The following is a 19,468-nucleotide window of genomic DNA, read 5'->3' as shown; positions in this document are numbered from 1 at the left end:
ACTGCGCTGGCTTAGGCGGTGGCGCGTTGCTGCGGGGCGGCCACTTCGGCCAGGACGCGCGTGAGCACGACGTCCGGCGTGGCGCCAGAGAACTCTGCCTCAGGATCCATCACCAAACGGTGCGTCCACACCACTGGAGCGAGCTCCTTGATGTCGTCCGGAAGCACAAAGTTCCGGCCCTGTCCCGCTGCCCATACCTTGGCCGCACGGACCATGGCCAGGGCTCCACGCACCGAAACGCCGAGGCGGGTTTCGGAGGCGTTACGGGTCTCCTCGCACAGCCGGGAAATGTACTCAAGCACTGCGGTATCCACGTGCGTGGTGGCGGCGAGATCCGCCATGTCGGCCACGGCCTGCGTCGTGATCAACGGCGTCAGATCCTTCGACCGGTCCTTCAGGTTGGCCCCGCCCAGCAGCCGGACGGTGGAGGCGTGGTCCGGGTAGCCAATGGAGGTCTTGATAAGGAAGCGGTCCAGCTGGGCTTCCGGAAGCCGGTAGGTACCAGCTTGCTCGATGGGGTTCTGGGTGGCCAGGACCATGAACGGGCGGCCTGCCTCGTAGGTGGTGCCATCCACGGTCACCCGGGACTCCTCCATGACTTCCAGCAGCGCAGACTGCGTCTTCGGGGAAGCACGGTTGATTTCGTCGGCGAGAACGATGTTGTTGAAGACCGGTCCCTTGTGGAACTCGAACTTCTGCGTCTTCTGGTCGTAGATGGTCACACCCGTGACATCCGAGGGCAGGAGGTCGGGGGTGAACTGGATGCGGTTGTGTGAACCCTGCACCGTGGCAGCCAAAGCACGGGCCAGGGAGGTCTTGCCCGTGCCGGGTGCATCTTCAAAAAGGACATGCCCCTCGGCCAGCATCGCAGTGAACGTCAGCCGGATGACGTGTTCCTTGCCCAGGACGGCTTGGCCCACGTTGGCAACGAGCTTCTCGAACGTTTCTGCAAACCACGCGGCCTGCTCGTTTGTCATGGTCATCGGTTGATCCTGTTCCTTGTGTTGGGGTGTTGGGATGAAGTTGTTGTTGATGCCGGCCGGCCGGACGTGGCTAGCAACCGCCGGGCTTGGTTCCGCGCAGATCCACGGTGGTGGACTTCACGAACCAGCCGGGGTGGCTGCCCTGGGTGACGCGGTACCAGGGAGTGCCGTTGTTGTAGATGTCCTTGGTGCAGTTGACGTTCAACCACCCTTCGGAGTTGGAGACCCAGCCAACGCCGCAGCTCGGGCCGCTCGGGTTGTAGGTATCGGCCTGTCCGGGCTTACCGGGGCACGTGTTGTTGTGGGCCCTGATCTCGCCTGCCGGAGGCTGCGGGGGCGGCGGCGCATCGCCACTGCGCGAGGTGTCGCTGCCAACCCGTCCTGCCTGCCCGCCGCTGACGGCACGGACCCGCAGAGTGTGCGTTTCACTGAATCCAACAGTCGTGGAGAAGCTCCGCTGGCCCGTGTCCTGCCAGGCTCCGCCGTCGAGGCTGTACTGGTAGCCGGTAACCGGCCGGCCGTTGCCATTGGGGGCGTTCCAGGTCCAGGACACTGTCTTGTCCCCCACGCCGCTGCTCTTGCTGCCGGTAACGGTCGGAGCGTAGGCAAGGCCGTAAGGATTCACAGTGTTCGACGCCGGGCTGCGATCACCGGGCGTCGGGTTACGGGTCGAGATCGCCCAAACCACCACGGCGGTGTCTGTACCGTTGGGTGCTGCCACCACGCCGCCGCCGGCGGGAATGGCACCGCTGCCGCCGCCTGAGGTCAGCGCATATCGGTAACTGATCTCGTTGGCGTTGGCACCGTTGCGTTCTGACGCGGAGAGCGGGTTGAACGCGACGCGGATCTTGCCGCCGTCGGCGTTGGTTTCCACCAGGGCCGCCGACGGCGCGCCCACCATTCCGGGCTTGCCTGCAGCACGGATGGCATTGGACTGCTGGCTCACGCCACTGACGCCTGCCTTGTTCGTGGCCGAGACAGTGAACGAATAGTCGGCTTCGGAGTTGTCAACGGTCACGTTCTGGGAAGTCGCTGCTACAGCCTGCGAACCCACGACGGCGCCACCACGGTACGTGGTCAAGGTGTAGCTGGACACGGCGTCGCCGTTGTTGTTCGGCGCCACCCAGCTGACCTGCAACTGGCTCTGGCTGCCGACCGATCCTGCGCCGGCCACCGACGGAGCGGCAGGTGTCGCGGGGACACCGGCCGGGGTCTCCGCAGCAGAGTAGGTACTCCACTCGGAAGGCTCCTTGGCGTCGTTGCGGGCCACGACCCGGACCTTGTAGGCCACACCGTTGGTCAGGCCCGTCCAGACGTGGCTGTTGCCCGTCAGGTTCTGGATCTGGGGATTCTGTCCTGCCGGGGCCGGGGAAATCTCAAGGTCGTACGACTTGATGGGCGAACCCTTGCTGCCGGGGGGAACCCAGGCAACCGACAATTGCTTGTCGCCGAACTTCAGCGTTGGAGCAACCGGCGTGTCCGGTTTCACGTCCGGCCGGACCTCGGCCGAGACCGGGGAGCGTTCGGATTCGTTGATGGCGTTCGTGGCAGTGACCGCAAAGTGGTATTTCACGTTGTTGGTCAGGCCGGTCAAGGTGCACGTGTTGGCCGGGCAATCCTGTTTGAAGCCGTTCTCGCCATAGACCGTGTATTTGGTGATGGGTGAGCCGCGGTCTGCAGGGGCGTTCCACGTGAGCAACGCTGTCTGGTCACCGACGCTTTGAGCCAAGGGTGTGGTGGGCGCCGCTGGTTTGTCCTTGACGGTCAAGCGGATACGCGCTGTGGCGTAGCGGGAAATTTCGCCCGTCTTGTCCTGCACCGTGTAGGCAACCACCATGGTCCCTGTGAAGCCGCCGGCAGGCGTCACGGTCACACTGTCGCCGCTGGCCTCGGCAGTTCCCTGCCCCGTCTCCGTGACCGCCGAGACTATCTTCAGCGGGGTGTCCGGGAACGGATTCGAATCATTGGCCAGCACGTTCACGGTGACAGGCTTCCCGGACTGTGCATCCGGTTCAGCGTCATCGTTGGCAACAGGCTTGGGACGGTTGGACGCCGAGAGCGCGAGCTTGTAGGTAGCAACAGCTTCCAGGCCACGGGGGTCCTTGGCCTTCACCTGGACAGTGCCGGACTGCCCGATCTGCACGGAGTCATCCGCGGAGACCTTCAGGGTTTTGCCGTCCACCGACACCTTGAAGCCACTCGTGGCAGAACCAGTGAGCTCGTACTTCATGTTCTGGACATCGTCGGAGTCAGGATCCGATGTCAGCTTCCCAAGATCCAGGCTTGCGGAATCACCCTTGGGAACTTCCACATCGCTGCCCAGGAGGACAGGCGGGTTGTTCTTGTTGGGATCAGGCAGGACCTTGGTGCGGATGCTCAGGGTGGACTTCAAGCCATTGGGGTCGTCCGGCCCGGTTCCGTCTGTAACTTCGAAGCTGATGGAGCCAGGACCCACGTATTCGGCTCCAGCAGTGTATTTCAGGCCGGTACCACCGTTGGCCACGGGATCAGCGCCGTCGGCGCCGATGAGCTTGATGCGGTCAGTCTGCGTCAGCCGTGGCGAGCGGCCCTCACGGACCTTCACCCATTCGGCCAGGTCAACGGTCACCGACTGGCCCGAAACGAGTTCAATGACCTCGTCCTTGGCGAGCGTCGGAACCTGCTGGCCGATGCCGGGAACCCAGATGATGGCCGTGGATTTCTGTCCGTCCACGTCCTCCACGGTGTAGGGCACCAACTGCGGCTGCTCGGTGAGTTCGACGATCACATTGCCCTCGGGACCCGGGCGCGCGGTTGTCACGTCGGTGCTGATCTTCAGGTTCTCCCCCACGCCGTCGGGGTCTTCGTCGTTCTTCAGGACCGGAACATCCACGGCGGTCTTGCCCAGTGTCTGGGCTGATGTCACCCGGTCATCGCGGGCGATCGGTGCCTGGAGCGGGATGTCGTTCTTCACCACCACGCGGATGCTGGCTTGTCCCACTGCGTCACGGTCATCGGCCACGGAGTAGCGGACGTTGACGGTGCCTTCAGCGGCGGGCGCGGTAACCAGTATGCGGCCGCTGGTCTTGCTGACATGGGCGTCGAGGCCCGCATCGGCTTCAATGCTGTCCGTGAGGATACGGATGATGTCACCGTCGGGATCGGTGTCGTTGGCAGTGGCATCAACGGCGATCTGCCGACCGGGGCGAACCTTGACCTCGTCATCGACGGGAGCCGGTTTCTGGTTGTTCTCCCCCCGGGGCGCGACGCCGACCGTGACGGTTCCGGTGTTGACCGCACCCTGCCGGTCAATCACTTTGTACCGGAACGTGTCCGTTCCTGCACCGTCACCGGCGGCGACGAAATCGATGAAGCTGCTTCCCGCCGTCGCGGTTCCCATGGTGGGTGTGCTGTCGATGCCGGTGAGCTGCACCGAGTCGCCGTCGGGATCGATGCCGTCCAGCGGGACCGGGATCCGGACGCTGCCTCCGGCCACGACGCGAGCGGTCAGGTTCTGCGGCTGCGGGCGCGAGTTCTGGGTGCCTTCCAGGGGAAGGATGTGGATGGTTACCGCGGCAGCACTCTTCTGGCCCTGCGGGTCCACTGCGTTATAGATGGCGCGCACCGTTTTCGGCGTGGGTCCGGCGATGAAGCGCAGGGTCTTCTCGGAAATGAAGGCCTTGCCGTCTTCTTCGGGAATGCCCTGGGCCAGGACGGGGTCCACGGAGAGCTCTTCGCCCTGCGGGTGCGTGTCGTTGTCCAGGACCGGAATGGTGACGACGTCGTTCACCCGCACGTTCACTTCGTCCGGTTTCGGCTGGGGAGCTTCGACGACGGCGGGAGCCGGCACCGGGACGACGCCCACCGTTCCGGTCGCTGAGGTGCGTCCGTTGGACATGGTGTAGGTGAAGACGAAGGGGTCCTTGGCACCGAGGACATCGGTGACACGCAGGACACTGTGGTCAATGACGCTGACCGAGGCGGACGAGCCGTCCGGAACCGTCACTGACTGCAGGACCAGTACTCCCCCGGAAGGATCGGAGTCGTTGGCCAAGGGGTCCACCAGGACGCTGCCTCCAACGGGAAGCAAGGCAACGTCATGGACGGCAACGGGAGCTCCTGCGTCCTTGCCGGACTCGACATCGACGCGGATGAGGCCCTGGCTGCTCTGCGGCCCGTTGCTGGCGATGTACGTCAGGTAGATCGGACCCGGCGTGGCGCTCCGGAAGGTGAAAGTGCCGCCGTCGGTCACCGGTCCCAGCTCAGCGGGCCCGGCCGCCTCAACGTGGGCAACGCGCAATGCGCCGCCGTTGGGATCGACGTCGTTCTTCAACGGCGCAATGACAAGGTCTTGCCCCACAACGGCTGTCACGTGGTCGGCGTTGACCACGGGTGCCAGCGCGCCCGGGGGCTGTACGTTGACGACGATTCGGCCCGTGGTGGTGGCCCTGCCATCCCACACGGTGATGGTGACGTTCTTCTTGCCCGGTGCTGCGCCGGAATCCTGGTAGGTGAGCAGGCCATCGCGGCGAACCTTCACCTGGTCCTGGTCGTTGTCCGTCTTGGCATCGAGCAGGACGAGGTCGTCACCGTCGGGATCCATCCAATCGGTGAGGATGTTCTGGCTGACGGACTTTCCCTGCTCCACGAGCATGGTGGTGGGCTCGCCCCGCTTGAAGAAGGGAGGCTTGTTCTCTTCGGGAGCCACCACATGGAGGGTGACCTTGCCACCGGCCGACAAACTCCGTCCGTCTGCGGCGTTGTAGTCGAAGACTTCCGTTCCCGGTTTGGCATCCGTGGGAACTTTGATCTGGAAAGCGGAGCCCCCGTAGATGTTTTCCAGCGTCCCCATCTTGGGGCCGTTCGGACCCACCGAAGCGGTGAGGACGTCGCCGTCGGGGTCTGAATCGTTGTCCAGCACGCTCAAAATGGAGGTCCGGCCCGGCCTGACGCCGAATTCGTCCGGCTTGGTCTCCGGCGGTCGGTTTGGCTTGGTGCGGTCCGGGAGGACGTTGATGGTGTTGTTGTCCGCGGACTCCTGGTCCTGGTCATCGGACTGGTTCTTGGGCGGGACAACGTCGTCCCAGTTGTTGACCAGCTGCATGTTCTGGTTGACCAGCCATACGCTGCCGGAGTTCACGTCGTTAAGCACCACGAGGTCGCGGTTAACGCGGAACACATAGCTCGGGGAAGCGCTGGCTTTGGGGACGTCGTTCTTCTTGTCGTCGGCGTCGTTCTCGCAGTCGCGGACGTACTTGTTGGCGCCGGACCAGGCCGCGTGGACACACTTGCTGACCTGGACAGGAGCGGCCGGTACGCCCTCGCCGTCGGCGTTGACAGTGGCGGCTGTAGAGCCGTCCAGGGGTTGCTTCAGGAGGGCTTTGCGGGTCGCGATGGCGACGTAGCTGCTCTCCCCGCTGGTCTGCTGGAGTTTGGCTTCGCGGGCATCCTGGAGTTGGAGCTTGCGGCCACCGGGGAGGAAAAGGTTTCCGGAGGCGGCATCGAGGACAACGGGTTTGTCTCCCACCACCGAGATTTGAAGATCGCCTGCGCCCTTGAGCTCGTCCACCTTGGTGACTTCGGAGTTGGTCCGCTGGCCGTCCGCGTCCACGGTGATGGCCGTGATCTCGCCCTTGCCGGGGTCTGCGGTGTAGATGCGGTTATCCGCGCCGACTGCGGAGACGATGCCTTGATCGCCGGTCAGGACGGGTTCGGTGCCTTCCTCGTCGAAGCCGTTGACCGTGGACGGAGAAAGTGCCCACACCTTGCCACGGGCAGGATCGGTCACGGACAGGACCGTGGAACCATAGCTGACTTGCGACGACGACGGCAGCTGCTTATCGCCGCCAAGCTTCAGGTTGGCGGCGGACACCTGGTTGATGGTGGAACCGGATTCGTCATCGACGAAGACGTTGCCGTCGTGCTGCAGGACGTCGAACGTGGTGGTGGCAGGCGTTACGGCACCATCGAGGACGCGGGACGGGTAGTTCAGCCGCCCCACAGCGTTCTTGGTTTTGCTCACAACCCACACGCCGCCGTCGTTCAAGTCCACCTCGGTGGTCTTGAAGCCCGGGTACAGAACAGCACCCGCGACCAGCAAAGCCCCTGCTGCAGTGGCACCGGTGCCCGCTATGAATTTCTTGTTTTGACGCTTTTTCAGCCCCAGCTTGCCGAAGAAAGTTGTCACAGCCCCAGAATTCCCTTTGTTTGCAGCCGCCCCCCAGTGGCTTCCAAGCCATCCGGCAGGTGCCGGCAGCCGTACAATCCGCAGTACCCCCGAACGGCGGCGGAATTTTCAGTCCCTAAGACTATCCCACGCGCCCCACGGCCAGCCAAGGAAACCCGAGACCGGGCTATCCAATGGCTTTGACAGAGTACTGTCTTGGAGCCGTGAAGCGCGATGGGGACAACTGCCCCGCGCCGCGGTGCTGATGGCCTCAACATTGCGGTATCTGGTGGGGTCCGGGATCGCCCAGGGTGGTGTTGCCCTGCGCAATGAAGCGTCCGGCATTGGGACCGCTGGTCAGCCGGTACCACGCCGCGTAGTTCAGGTACGGGGTACTGCGGTTGATGTAGCAATTGACCGTAAAGGAACCGTTTGACTCGTACTGCCACGGGGTGCCGTAGACCACGCCGTCACAGCGGTGGCCCGGCGTGTTCGGGTCCCAGGACGTCTGTCCCGATGCCGCCGTGTCCGTACAGGTACGGAAACTGCCGGCCGGCAAGGTGGCATCCCACGACGTCTTCTGCGGACCGCTCTGGGCACTGGCCGAAGCCACGGCTCCACCTTGGCCCACCGAGTTGAAGGTCTGGACCTCAATGGTCCGGGTCTGGTTGTAGCCGCCCGTGTTCACAACCCGGCTGCCGGAGGCGGATTCGTTGATCCACCCGGTGTCCGTTCCGCCGCCGGTGATCCTGATCTTGGTCGCGGCGACGTCGTTGCTGCCCGTGGAAGGCGATGACCAGTTAAGGGTCAGCGTGGTTTGGTTCTGGCCACCGTTGGCACCGGACGCCGAGGGGGTGCCAGGCGAACCATACGGTGTGGTGGTGGCGGGTGCACTGGGATTGGAGCTTGGGGCCACCGTGGAAACGGCATTGACCGTGATGGTGGTGGCCTGCCCATTGGTGAAGCCGCTCACCGTCTGCCCTGGGCTGATGGGACCCGACTGTCCGGTACTGGCGACGTAGCGGTAGCTCACTTCGCTTTGGCTGGACCCATTGCGTTGACTTTGGTCGAGAACGGTGAAGTTGATGGTCACCGCACGACCTGCTCCCCCGGTGTTTGCCGGGGTTGCCGACACGTTGTTGACGGTGCCGAGCATGCCCGTTGCACGACGGGGAGCGGAAGGCGCACTAACGCTTCCCTTTCCGGCCTTGTTCTCCGCTTGAACAGTGAATGTGTAGCCCTTTTCGTCGTTCTGTGCGGTGAAGACTGCGGAGCGGACGTTGCCTGGGATCGTTTGCGTCTGGGGCACCCCATTGCCACCACTCATGGTGACGTAGTACGCCTTGATGGGATCACCATTGACATCCGGTTCAGTCCAATCGGCGCGGATCTGGTTTTGGGCTCCCACGGACTGCACCACAGCGGTAGTGGGAGCCGCCGGTGCCCCCGGGAGGCCTGCGGGGTTGTCCTCAACGGAATACATGCCCCAATCGGAGGGCCCGAGCTCATTGACCGCTTGGGCACGCACCTTGTACTTCACACCATTGGTCAGTCCCGGCCAGGTGTATGTGAGTCCTGTGACCTCGTTCTTCACGGCAATGCCGTTGGCCGGAGGCGGTGAGATTTCCAGGTTGTAGTGCTTCACCGGCGACCCCTCCGTCTTGGCAGGGGTCCAGGTGATTGCCATGTTCTTGTCCCCGGCCTTGACCGTAGGGGCATCCGGCGGCGAGGGCTTCTCATCGGGCCGGATTTCGTTGGACGCCGTGGATGCCGGCGAGTCGCCTACCTCGTTCGTGGCGTAAACGGTGAACACGTACTTCACGTTATTGGTCAGTCCGGACAGCGTGCAGGTGGTGGTCGGGCATACCTGCTCGAAACCTGCCGCCTTCACGGTGTATTTGGTGATGGCTGCGCCATTGTCCGACGGCGGCGTCCACTTGAGGACGGCAGTCCGGCTCCTGACGTCGGTCGCTACGGGGGCGGACGGAGCATCGGGCTTGTCCCGCACTGTGATGCGGACACGGCCGGTTGCTTGCCTGGAAGGGTCCTTGGTCTTGTCCAGCACCGTGTACCGGACCACCATGACACCCTTGAAACCATCGGCCGGGGTGACGGTGATCGACTCTCCTGACACCGTCGGCTGGCCGGCGGCGGACCCGGTCTCCACTGCCGCGTTTTCGATGGTCAATGGTGCGTCGTTGAAAGGATTGAAGTCGTTGGCGAGGACGTTCACTGTTTCCGAACGGCCCGCGTTGGCCTTCTCAACGGCGTCGTCGTTGGCAACCGGCCGCGGCCGGTTCGACGAGACGACGGTGGCGGTGACAGTTGCGCGCACCGCGTCGGAGCGGCCATCGGTGACCTTGAGCGGGAACGAGCCTACGGCCCCTGGATTGAGCGAGAGGTCCGGGGTGATCTTAAGGACGGTACCTTCCACTTTGGCCTGGAAACCTGCCGCCTGCTGGCCGTCGAGCTCGAACTTCAGGTTGCCTTGGTCCCTTTCGTCGACGTCCTTGGCCAGGTTGGCCAGTTCAACGTCCGTAGTCTCACCCTTGGGAGCTTCCACGGATGCTCCACTGAAGGTCGGCGGGTGGTTGGCGTTGGGGTCCGGAATGACCTTCGTAAGGATGGTCAACGTGGACTTCAACCCTTGGGAGTCGTCCGGGCCGGAGCCGTCAGTGACCTCGAAGGTGATGGATCCGGGGCCAACGTAGTCGGCTTGGGCTGCGTACCGCAGCGCGTTTCCATCACCGGAGATGACGTTTGAGGGGTCCCCGCCTTGAACGCGGATCTTGTCCGCCACGGTGATGCGGGCCTGGCGGCCTTCCCGGACGCGGACGTATTCCTGCAGCGCCAGCGTGACGTCCTTGCCGGACATCACTTCCACAGGTTCTGTCTTTGCCAGGGTCGGGTACTGGAGGCCCTGGCCTGGAATCCACATCACGGCGGTGGCTGACTGACCGTCCATGTCCGTGACGGTGTACGGGATCAGTTGCTCTTGCGGGACGAGGGTCACTACCACGTTGCCGGCGGTACCTACCCGTGCGTTTGGATTTCCATCCGGCAGTGAAATGGTGAGGTCCTCGGCGACGCCGTCGGGGTCGGAGTCGTTCTTCAATACCGGAACGTCGACGGCGGTCTTGCCCAACGTCTCAGCCAGTGTGACGCGGTCGTCCACAGCCACAGGAACGTGGAGGGCTGCCGTTGGACTTGTCTGGACCCTGACCACCGCGCTGGCTTCGGCCTTTTTGTCGTCCTGGATCCGGTAACTGATGCTCTCGGTTCCGGCAACGCCGGGTGCTGTCAGCAGGATCTTGCCGGAGGCAGCTTCCACCTGGAGATCAGGATTGGCCTCGAATGAATTGACCAGGCCGATGGGGTCGCCGTCCGGATCGGAGTCGTTCTTGAGGGCGTCCACCGCAATGCGGCGCCCCGGCCGGACATCAATGGCGTCATCGACGGCGATCGGCTTTTGGTTGTTGGCCTCTGCCGGAGCGATCCCCACAATGACGGTGCCTGTGTTTTCGGCGCCGATGCGGTCCCGCACGCGGTAGCTGAAGGTATCCGTCCCGGCAGACTTGCCGCCGGCGGTGAACTCCATGTAGCCGTCCCGCACCACAGCGGTGCCCATCGCGGGTGCTTTGTCCACGCCGATGAGCTGGACGGAGTCGCCGTCGGCGTCAATGCCGTCCAGCGGAACCGGGATCTTGACGGTCATCCCGGCAACTACCCGGGCGGTCAGGTTCCGGGGCTCAGGGCGGGTGTTGGTGGCGTCATCCCTGGCGCGGATGCGTATGGTCACCTGCTGCGAGTCGGTCTGCCCCGAGGAGTTGCTGACCTTGTAGATCGCATACACCGTCTTGGGGACGTCGCCCGCAATGAAGCGCAGGTAATTGCCCGCGATGAACATCCGTCCGTCGGCCGCGTCCGGCTGCTGCGCCAGGACTGGATCGAGGGTCAGCTCACCGCCGTTGGGGTCGGAATCGTTCTCCAGGACGGGGATCGTGACCACATCGCCAACCCGTACTGAAACTTCGTCGGGCTTCGCCTGCGGTGCCTGCAGCTTGCTGGGGGCGGGGACCACCTGGACCGAGATGTCTCCGGTGGCGGAGGCCTTGCCATTCGAAATCGTGTACTTGAGGGAAAGTTGCCCCGTGGCATGGATATCGGTGATCTTGACCACCGAGTGGTCCAGTACCGCCACCGTGACAGGCAGGCCGTCCGCGGCCGTCACGGACTGGACAACCAGCACGCCGCCGGCCGGGTCCGAGTCGTTGCCAAGCACGTCCACCACTGTGCTGCCGCCGCTGGGAAGAAGGGCGATATCGCGCACCGCCACGGGCGCGCCGTCGTTGCTGCCGGACACGACGTCGACGCGCACCAGCTGCTGCGCGCTGGCAGGTCCGTTGGTGACCATGTAGGTGACGTAGTGCGGACCGACACTCGTGGAGTTGAACGAGAAGGTCTGCTGGTCCGGACCTATCACGGCCGTCGCCTGGTCATCCGCCTGCGCCTGAGCCAGGCGGAGCGTGCCTCCCTGTGGATCGGAGTCGTTCTTGAGGGGTGCAATAACCGTGTCCTGGCCGGCGACGGCCACCACGTGGTCTGCGTTGGCAATGGGTGGCAGGGCTCCCGGCGCACGGACATCCACGCTGATCCGCCCCTCGGAGCTCAACGTGCCATCGGAGACCGTCACGGAAATCGTCTTCTTCCCCGGACCGGCCCCCGAGTCCTGGAACGTCAAAAGCCCGTCGGGCCTGATCCGCACCTGGTCCGCGGGATCGCTGCTGCTGGCCGCCACGGCGAACAGGTCATCGCCGTCGGGGTCGATCCAGTCACTGAGGATGTATTGGTTGGCGATCTTTCCCGCCTGCACCACCAAGGCGTTGTTCCGGTTGGGCTTCTGCTGCGGTGCGGCGTTCTCACCGGGGGGAACGATCCTCAGATCCACGGTGGTCGAGGCAGTCCCTCCTCGGCCGTCATCCACGGAGTACTTGAACGATTCGCTCCCGGACTGATCGGCAGGAACCGTGATCTGGAATCCCGTGCCGCCGTAGACGGGGGCCAACGCCCCTGATTTGAGCACCTGGTCGGCCGAGACGGTCAGGACATCGCCGTCGGAGTCGGCGTCGTTGTCAAGCACGGGCAGGAGCGTTGTCTTACCCGCCCGCACGCCAAAAGCGTCCGGCTTCGCGACAGGTGGAGTGTTCGGTTTGCTGCGGTCCGGAAGGACTGTCTGCTGGACTTCGTCCGCGGAGTCCTTGTCGGCGTCGTCAGATGTTTGCTGGGGTGGGATGACGTCGTCCCAGTTGTTGACCAGCTGCATGTTCTGGTTGACCATCCAGACGTTGCCGGAGTTGACGTCGTTCAGTACCACGAGGTCCCGGTTGACCCGGAAGACGTACGACGGCGATGCACTCGCCTTGGGGACGTCGGCGCGGCGGTTGTCAGCCTCGTTCGTGCACTCGCGCAGGTACTTGTTGGCCCCGGACCAGGCCGCGTAGGTGCAGGAGCCCAGATGGACAGGCGCTGCGGGCACGCCTTCGCCGTCAGCTCGGATGGTTTTGGCTGTGCTGCCGTCCAGGGGCTGCAGCAACACTGCCTTCTTGGTGGCGATGGCCACGAAGTCCGCGGCAGTCCCGCTCTGTTGGAGCTTGGCGTCGCGGGCGTCGTCCAAGTGGACGGTGGCTCCGCCCGGCAGGACGATGTTTCCTGTGGCCTCGTTGAGGACCACAGCCTTGTCCCCCACCGCGGTCAGCTGGAGGTCGCCGGCGCCCTTCAGCGCATCATCCTTGCGAACCTGGGAATCCACCGACTGGCCGTTGGCGTCGACTTTGGTGGCCGTCAGGCTGCCGGTCTCCGGATCCACGGTGTGGATGGTGTCATCGGTGCCAACGACGGACACGATGCCGGTGGACTGTTCCAGGACGGGCTCGGCCTCGTCACTGAATCCGCCGACCGAACCGGCTGTGAGCGCCCAGACTTTGCCCTTGGAGGGATCGGTGACGGCCAGGACCTTGTTGCCGAAGCTTACAGCTGCCGACCCCGGGAGCTTTTGGTCTCCGCCCAGGCGCATGTTGGCGGCGCTGACGGGATTGATGGTGGCGCCGTCGGCATCATCAATGAACACGTCACTGGCCTGCTGAAGGATGTCGAAGTCCTTGCTGGCCGGAGTGACGGCACCATCCAGGGACTTGGACGGATAGTTGAGCCGGCCGGCGGCATTCTTGGACTTGCTGACTACCCAGACACCGCCGTCGTTCAGGTCCACTTCAGTGGTCTTGAACCCGGGGTAGAGAATGGCACCCGTCACGAGCACTGCTGCGGCGGCTGTGAAGGCGGTAGCCGTGATAACCCTCCGCCGCCGGATCTTGCCACGACGATTCCCGGACCCATTGGTCAGAGTCATCCAAATTCCCCACTTTTAGGCAGCCAGCACCGAACCCCGGGCCATCACAACACAAACAAGCTAAGAGTACCGGGTTAATCCATCGATTAGCCAAGAGTGCGCAACATGGGCTGCCAGGAACGCAACAGTCCGTGGGGCCCGCCCAGCGATGGGCGGGGAAGGTCGGGCATTGTCCGGGAACGAGCAGTCCTAGTCGAGAACCAGGCCCTTGCCACGGCCGCGGGCCAGCATGACCGGATGGATCTCGCCAAAGCCACGGACGTTCTCCGACTTCTGGGGCACCAGCACGAAGCGGTCGTCCTGGCCGAGGGCAGCTGCGGTCATGGCGTCCACCAGCACCGTCCCGGGCTGGGCGAGCGTCGTGAGGCGCGCGGCCAGGTTCACGGTGGGACCATAAATGTCGCCGAGCCGCGAAAGAATGCGTCCCCACACCATGGACACCCGGCATTGGGGCAGGATCTCGTCCTCGGTAAAGGCCTGCGCCAAAGCAAGCGAGATCTCGGCCCCGGCGGCCGGCGTCTCGGCAATGTACAGCACTTCGTCGCCGACAGTCTTGACCAGTCGACCACCGCCAACGGAGATGATTTCGGCGCATTTGTTCTCGAAGCGCTGCACCAACTGGGCCAGCGTCTTCTCGTTCATCCGCCGGGAAAGGCTGGTGTAGGAGACGAGGTCCGCGAAGCCCACTGCGCGTGCCAAGGGCAACGGGGAATCGTCCTCGTCCCCTTCGCGGCCTTCCTCGCTGGCCTGCAAACCGGCTTCGGCCCGGACAGCGAGCCGTTGGACGCCGGCGTTGAGCTGGCGTCGGTAGGAATAGACGAGGATCTCTTCCAGGGAATCCACCAGTGACGGCAAGCGTCCCACCAGTTGCTTCCGCGCAACGGCATCCGGAATGCCCTGCTCGGACACCATGTCCTCGACCAACGCTTCGATCTGCCAGACCACCATGCGGTCTGTCATCTGGCCGATGGAGCGGGTCACGGAGATCGCGGCTTCTTCGGTCAGAATGCCGGCGCGCACCAGGTCCAGGATGCTGGACAGTGCAGCCTGGTCGCGCTCGGTGAACGCCACGTCCTCGTCATTGAAGTTCGGGAAACCCAGCGCGCGCCACACCTTACGGGCAGACAAAATGGAAACGCCCGCGCCAGCGGCCACTTCACGACGACGCAGCTTCCGTTCGCCGCCAAGAAGCTTTGCCTCCAGGGCCTTGATCGCCAGCCGCTCTGCCGACATCACGCCAGTGGGCGGGCCTGTAGGAACGGAGGCCTGGGATGGCCCGGCGGCTGTGTCGTCGTCTGTGTCGTCGTCGTCCGTGCCGTCGTCGTCCGTGTCGTCTTCTTCCGTGTCGTCGTCCACTGAAGGTTCGGGTACGGCGTCGAACTCCTGGTCCAGGTCCTCGCCGGACTGCTGATCCTCAACGCTCATCTCATCCACCTTCTCTCAATTCCCACGGCAATTCTTCATAGTCCCCCAACAGTTCACCCTCAAAAACCTCACCTTGCGGGAGTTCGTCCAACGCGTCAAGGATGAAGCCCCTGAATTTCCCCACCTCCGGGACATCTGCCAGCAGCGCTGTTCCGGAGTGCCCGGTATCCAAGGATATATTCCCTGAGTGCAATGTCCGTTGGAGCAGGCTCTGATGGACTTCCACATGGCGGATGGCCGCCAGGGAAATCTGCCAGTCGTTGCGCCTGAACATTCCGTATCTGGCAAGTATGCGTCGACTGGTGAGGGTGTATCTGATGGATCGCCATTTCAGTACCCGCTTGATGCTGTAGGCCAGCAGGAACCACCCCGCCAGCACCACGCACGCACCCACGAGCCACGGTGTCCACTCCGTTGATATGAAGGGCACCAGCCGCTGGGCGTTGCCCTTGATAACCCAGGCACAGGCATAGGCAGCGACGGCAGGAACCACAATGAAGGCCAGCACTGGAAAGAAGAGCGAGCGGGCCTGTTGTCGCGTGATGGTGATGACCTGCTCCCCCGGAAGCAACTCTTTACGCATAACCGCTTTCTGTGGCGCGGAGGTGCACCACATCGCCGGCAGTTATGACGTGTTCCCGGCCACCGTGGTCCACCACCAGCAACGAACCATGCTCATCCAGACGGGACGCGTGGCCGACCAGCTCGAGGTCGCCCGGCAGATGCGCGCGCACCTCCCGGCCCAAGGTGACCATGGCCGATTCGACCCGCTTATGCAAGGACGCTCCCCCGGCCAAACCGGCCGAAGGGTCACCCTCGGAGTTGCAGAAGCTGCGGTAGAGCCGGGCGAAACGCGACAGGTAGCTTTTCAGCAGCGTGGTGCGGTCCGTCGTCGTGGCTCCTTCCACGGCGAGCGATGTCGCAGTCGGTACGGGGAGCTCGTCCTCGGCGAGAGAGACATTCAGTCCCACCCCGAGGATCACCGCTGGGACAGATCCGTCCCCGAGAGGCGTCATCTGGGCAAGGATGCCGGCGATCTTCCGCCCGTTAACAAGGACATCATTCGGCCACTTGATGTCGGCCGGCAGCCCGGCCGTTTCCTGCAGGGCTTCGCGCAGGGCAACGGCTGCGAGAAGTGACAACCACGAGTAGCTTTGGGTCGGAACGGGCATTCCTTGGGACGTCACGGGCCGCAGCACGATCGAGACTGAGACCGCAGAGCGCTCCGGGGCTTCCCAGTGCCGGTCCAGGCGTCCGCGTGCGGCCGTCTGGTGTTCGGCCGTCAGCACCGCGAGATCGGCCCACTTGCCCGGCTCCACTGTCACGGCCCGAACCAGGTCCGCGTTCGTGGACCCTGTGGAGTCCACAATCTTCAGTTGCGAGATGCCGGCGGAGGACAGGAAGTCCGGATCCAGCAGCGCCGCGCGGTCCAATGCGGGCCGCTCCATGCCGCTGGGCGGGTCAACTGCTTCGCTGCTGTCTGGCTGTTCGGCATCCATAGCTGAATCCTATCCAGTTGTGCCGTCCAGGAATGCCGGCGGCCCTGAAAAGAACCCGTGAAAACGCTTAGAGGAAGATGTCCGGCACCAGGCGGTCTTCCGGCGCACCGAGGCTGTAGGGGGAAAAGTCGGATACGCCGGCCGCTCGCAGGACCTGCTCATCCGTATAGAAGTTGCCTGTGGCTCCGGACCCCGTCAGCACTGCATGCGCTGCGTCGGCCATGATTTCGGGGCCACGGGCTGCCTGTACCATTTGACGCCCACCGGGCATGTTGCGGATCGCGGCGGTGTCGATCAGGGTGCATGGCCACAACGAGTTGACCGATACGCCGTCGTCCTTCAATTCTTCCGCGAGGCCCAGGGTCGTCAGGCTCATCCCGTACTTGGCCATGGTGTAGGCCAGGTGCATCCCCGCCCACTTCGGGTCGAGGTTCAGTGGCGGGGACAACGTGAGGATGTGGCCGTGGCTGGATTCCCGTAGGGCAGGCAGCGCCAGCTTGGACAACAGGAATGTTCCACGGACGTTGATGTCCTGCATGAGGTCGTACCGCTTCATGTCGACAGCGTCGGTGCGGGACAGGTCGATGGCCGAGGCGTTGTTGACCACGACGTCTATGCCTCCGAAACGCTCGACGGCGGCAGTGACTGCCGCGGCGACGTCGTCGTCATTGCGGACGTCCCCCACCAGCGGCAGGGCCTGGCCGCCGGCAGCGACCAACTGCTCCGCAGCCGTAAAGACCGTACCCTCCAGTTTCGGGTGGGGATCGCCGGTCTTGGCCATCAGGACGATGTTTGCCCCGTCGCGGGCCGCGCGGGTGGCGATGGCCAGCCCGATGCCACGGCTTCCGCCTGACATCAGGATGGTCCGGTCCTTGAGCGAACCCGTGGCGACGTAGGGGCTGCCACTCGGGGAAAGTGTGCTGGAAGCGTCGTTGCTTGAACTCATGGGGACACTCTAACCCAACTATGTTACCGACGGGTAACATAGTGAAGGATTTGGCTACGACGCGGAAAATTGTAGGGTTTCTACAGCGGTTCGCGGCAAAGGCGTCACTAGACTGGCCTGCGGGGCCTGTTCTTTGTACGGAAGCTACTTAAGTGAGCTTCTGTCCGCACCCAGGACTGCGCCAGCGAATATCAGCTACAGAGCCGGAGACACTTGATGAGCCACGATCTGACAACGACAGCGGGAAAGATTGCCGACTTCCGCGACCGCCAGGCACGGGCAGAGCAGCCTTCCGGCCCGGAAGCGGTTGAGAAGCAGCACGCACGCGGCAAGAACACCGCCCGTGAGCGCATCGACCTTCTGGTTGACCCGGATTCCTTCGTTGAGTTCGACGCCCTTGCGGTCCACCGTTCCACAGCCTTCGGCATGGAAAAGAAGAAGCCGCTCGGTGATGGCGTGGTCTCCGGTTACGGAACCGTAGATGGCCGCCTGGTGGCCATCTACAGCCAGGACTTCAGCGTCTACGGCGGCTCGCTGAGCCAGGTCAACGGCGAGAAAATCGTCAAGGTCCAGGAATTCGCCCTCCGCAACGGCTGCCCGGTTGTCGGCATCAACGACGGCGGCGGCGCGCGCATCCAGGAAGGCGTGGCCTCACTGGCCATGTTCGCGGACATCTTCCGCAACAACGTCCATGCCTCCGGCGTGGTCCCCCAGATCTCCCTCATCATGGGCCCTTGCGCCGGCGGCGCAGCCTACTCCCCCGCCCTGACCGACTACGTGGTGATGGTGGACAAGACCTCGCACATGTTCATCACCGGCCCCGACGTCATCAAGACCGTCACCGGTGAAGACGTGGACATGGAAACCCTGGGTGGCGCACGGCAGCACAACGCCACCACCGGTACCTCCACCTACCTGGCATCGGACGAGGCCGACGCGATCGAATTCGTGCGCGAACTCCTGGACTTCCTTCCGTCCAACAACCTCTCCGAAGCCCCGGTTGTTGAGCACGACCAGGAACTGGAACTCAACGACGACGACCTCGCCCTGGACTCGCTGATTCCGGACTCCGCCAACCAGCCCTACGACATGCGCAAGGTAATCGAGCAGATCGTGGACGATGCCCACTTCCTGGAGATGCAGTCGCTCTACGCGCCCAACGTGATCATTGGTTACGGCCGCGTCGAGGGACACACCGTTGGCATCGTCGCCAACCAGCCGATGCAGTTCGCCGGCACGCTGGACATCTCGGCCTCGGAAAAGGCGGCACGGTTCGTCCGCCATTGCGACGCCTTCAACGTCCCCATCATCACGCTGGTTGACGTCCCCGGCTTCCTGCCCGGCAAGGACCAGGAATTCCAGGGCATCATCCGCCGCGGCGCCAAGCTCCTCTACGCCTACGCCGAAGCCACGGTCCCCAAGCTCACCGTTATCACCCGCAAGGCCTACGGTGGCGCCTACATCGTGATGGGTTCCAAGAAGCTCGGAGCCGACCTCAACCTTGCCTGGCCCACGGCACAGATCGGCGTCATGGGCGCCCAGGGTGCCGTCAACATCCTCTACCGCCGCGATCTCGCTGCCGTCGCCGAGGCCGGTGGAGACGTAGAGGCCAAGCGCGCCGAGATCATCCAGGGCTACGAGGAAGAACTCCTCAATCCTTACCAGGCTGCACAGCTGGGCTACGTTGACGCAGTGATCGCCCCCTCGGACACCCGCCTGCAGATCATCCGCGGCCTGCGGGCCCTCCGCGACAAGCGCGCCAGCCTGCCCACCAAGAAGCACGGAAACATCCCGCTGTGACCGCACCCAAGCACCGCGCCGATTCCGCGCCGGACCAGTTGCCCGCCGAAGCAGCCGCCGAGCCCCTGTTCTCAGTGGTCAAGGGCGAACCGACGGCCGAGGAACTCGCGGCGATTGCCGCCGTCGTGGTTTCCCTCAACGCTCCGCAGGAAGCGGCTCCAACCAAGCCGAACGTCCGGCACTGGGTCCGTCGCCAACAACTGCGCCTGGACCCCAGCCCGGGTCCCGGCGCGTGGCGGCGCAGCCGGGGGTAGTTTTCCTACC

9 protein-coding genes are annotated in these 19,468 nt (G+C 64.0%); 2 read left to right on the top strand and 7 right to left on the bottom strand.

Translation table 11 applies throughout. From position 1 onward, the window contains the following. Positions 1–11: 11 nt before the first annotated feature. From PYR64_RS05080 to PYR64_RS05050, 7 genes are all read right to left on the bottom strand, one after another. Positions 12–983 carry a MoxR family ATPase gene (locus tag PYR64_RS05080; RefSeq protein WP_018777405.1) on the bottom strand — a complete coding sequence of 324 codons (972 nt, stop codon included), beginning with the start codon at positions 981–983 and terminating at the stop codon, positions 12–14. A 70-nt stretch (positions 984–1,053) separates the two neighbouring features. Further along, on the bottom strand, positions 1,054–7,149 hold the full coding sequence (locus PYR64_RS05075; protein ID WP_275778722.1) for an Ig-like domain-containing protein: 6,096 nt from the start codon (positions 7,147–7,149) through the stop codon (positions 1,054–1,056). A gap of 250 nt (positions 7,150–7,399) precedes the next feature. Next, the gene (locus PYR64_RS05070; protein WP_275778721.1) at positions 7,400–13,534 is read right to left on the bottom strand and encodes an Ig-like domain-containing protein; all 6,135 of its coding nucleotides are present in this window, start codon (positions 13,532–13,534) and stop codon (positions 7,400–7,402) included. A gap of 189 nt (positions 13,535–13,723) precedes the next feature. Further along, positions 13,724–14,959, bottom strand: coding sequence for an adenylate/guanylate cyclase domain-containing protein (locus PYR64_RS05065; protein ID WP_189075854.1), 1,236 nt, complete (start codon positions 14,957–14,959; stop codon positions 13,724–13,726). A gap of 1 nt (position 14,960) precedes the next feature. Next, positions 14,961–15,542, bottom strand: a complete 582-nt coding sequence (locus PYR64_RS05060) for a PH domain-containing protein (RefSeq protein WP_018777401.1) — start codon at positions 15,540–15,542, stop codon at positions 14,961–14,963. Continuing rightward, on the bottom strand, positions 15,535–16,458 hold the full coding sequence (locus PYR64_RS05055; RefSeq protein ID WP_018777400.1) for a biotin--[acetyl-CoA-carboxylase] ligase: 924 nt from the start codon (positions 16,456–16,458) through the stop codon (positions 15,535–15,537). Before PYR64_RS05055 ends, PYR64_RS05060 begins: the two co-directional genes overlap by 8 nt. A gap of 67 nt (positions 16,459–16,525) precedes the next feature. After that, positions 16,526–17,404: an NAD(P)-dependent oxidoreductase gene (locus PYR64_RS05050; RefSeq protein WP_189075856.1), complete on the bottom strand. Its 879-nt coding sequence runs from the start codon at positions 17,402–17,404 to the stop codon at positions 16,526–16,528. Between the two features lie 216 nt (positions 17,405–17,620). Between PYR64_RS05050 and PYR64_RS05045 the strand changes: the two genes are divergently transcribed. Next, positions 17,621–19,204, top strand: a complete 1,584-nt coding sequence (locus PYR64_RS05045; RefSeq protein WP_018777398.1) for an acyl-CoA carboxylase subunit beta — start codon at positions 17,621–17,623, stop codon at positions 19,202–19,204. Next, positions 19,201–19,458 carry an acyl-CoA carboxylase subunit epsilon gene (locus tag PYR64_RS05040; RefSeq protein WP_018777397.1) on the top strand — a complete coding sequence of 86 codons (258 nt, stop codon included), beginning with the start codon at positions 19,201–19,203 and terminating at the stop codon, positions 19,456–19,458. The genes PYR64_RS05045 and PYR64_RS05040 overlap by 4 nt, the downstream gene beginning before the upstream one ends. Positions 19,459–19,468: the final 10 nt, after the last annotated feature.

Source organism: Paenarthrobacter sp. Y-19, from assembly GCF_029223985.1.
Lineage (GTDB): Bacteria > Actinomycetota > Actinomycetes > Actinomycetales > Micrococcaceae > Arthrobacter > Arthrobacter nicotinovorans.
Note: the sequence above shows the minus strand (reverse complement) of the source record. Positions and strands in the feature narration are given on the sequence as shown.

What these genes read in the sequence shown, in the direction of transcription:
- PYR64_RS05050 (WP_189075856.1), bottom strand. Translation starts at nt 17,404, where the DNA reads ATGAGTTCAAGCAACGACGCTTCCAGCACACTTTCCCCGAGTGGCAGC.
- PYR64_RS05065 (WP_189075854.1), bottom strand. Translation starts at nt 14,959, where the DNA reads ATGAGCGTTGAGGATCAGCAGTCCGGCGAGGACCTGGACCAGGAGTTC.
- PYR64_RS05045 (WP_018777398.1), top strand. Translation starts at nt 17,621, where the DNA reads ATGAGCCACGATCTGACAACGACAGCGGGAAAGATTGCCGACTTCCGC.
- PYR64_RS05080 (WP_018777405.1), bottom strand. Translation starts at nt 983, where the DNA reads ATGACCATGACAAACGAGCAGGCCGCGTGGTTTGCAGAAACGTTCGAG.
- PYR64_RS05060 (WP_018777401.1), bottom strand. Translation starts at nt 15,542, where the DNA reads ATGCGTAAAGAGTTGCTTCCGGGGGAGCAGGTCATCACCATCACGCGA.
- PYR64_RS05070 (WP_275778721.1), bottom strand. Translation starts at nt 13,534, where the DNA reads ATGACTCTGACCAATGGGTCCGGGAATCGTCGTGGCAAGATCCGGCGG.
- PYR64_RS05055 (WP_018777400.1), bottom strand. Translation starts at nt 16,458, where the DNA reads ATGGATGCCGAACAGCCAGACAGCAGCGAAGCAGTTGACCCGCCCAGC.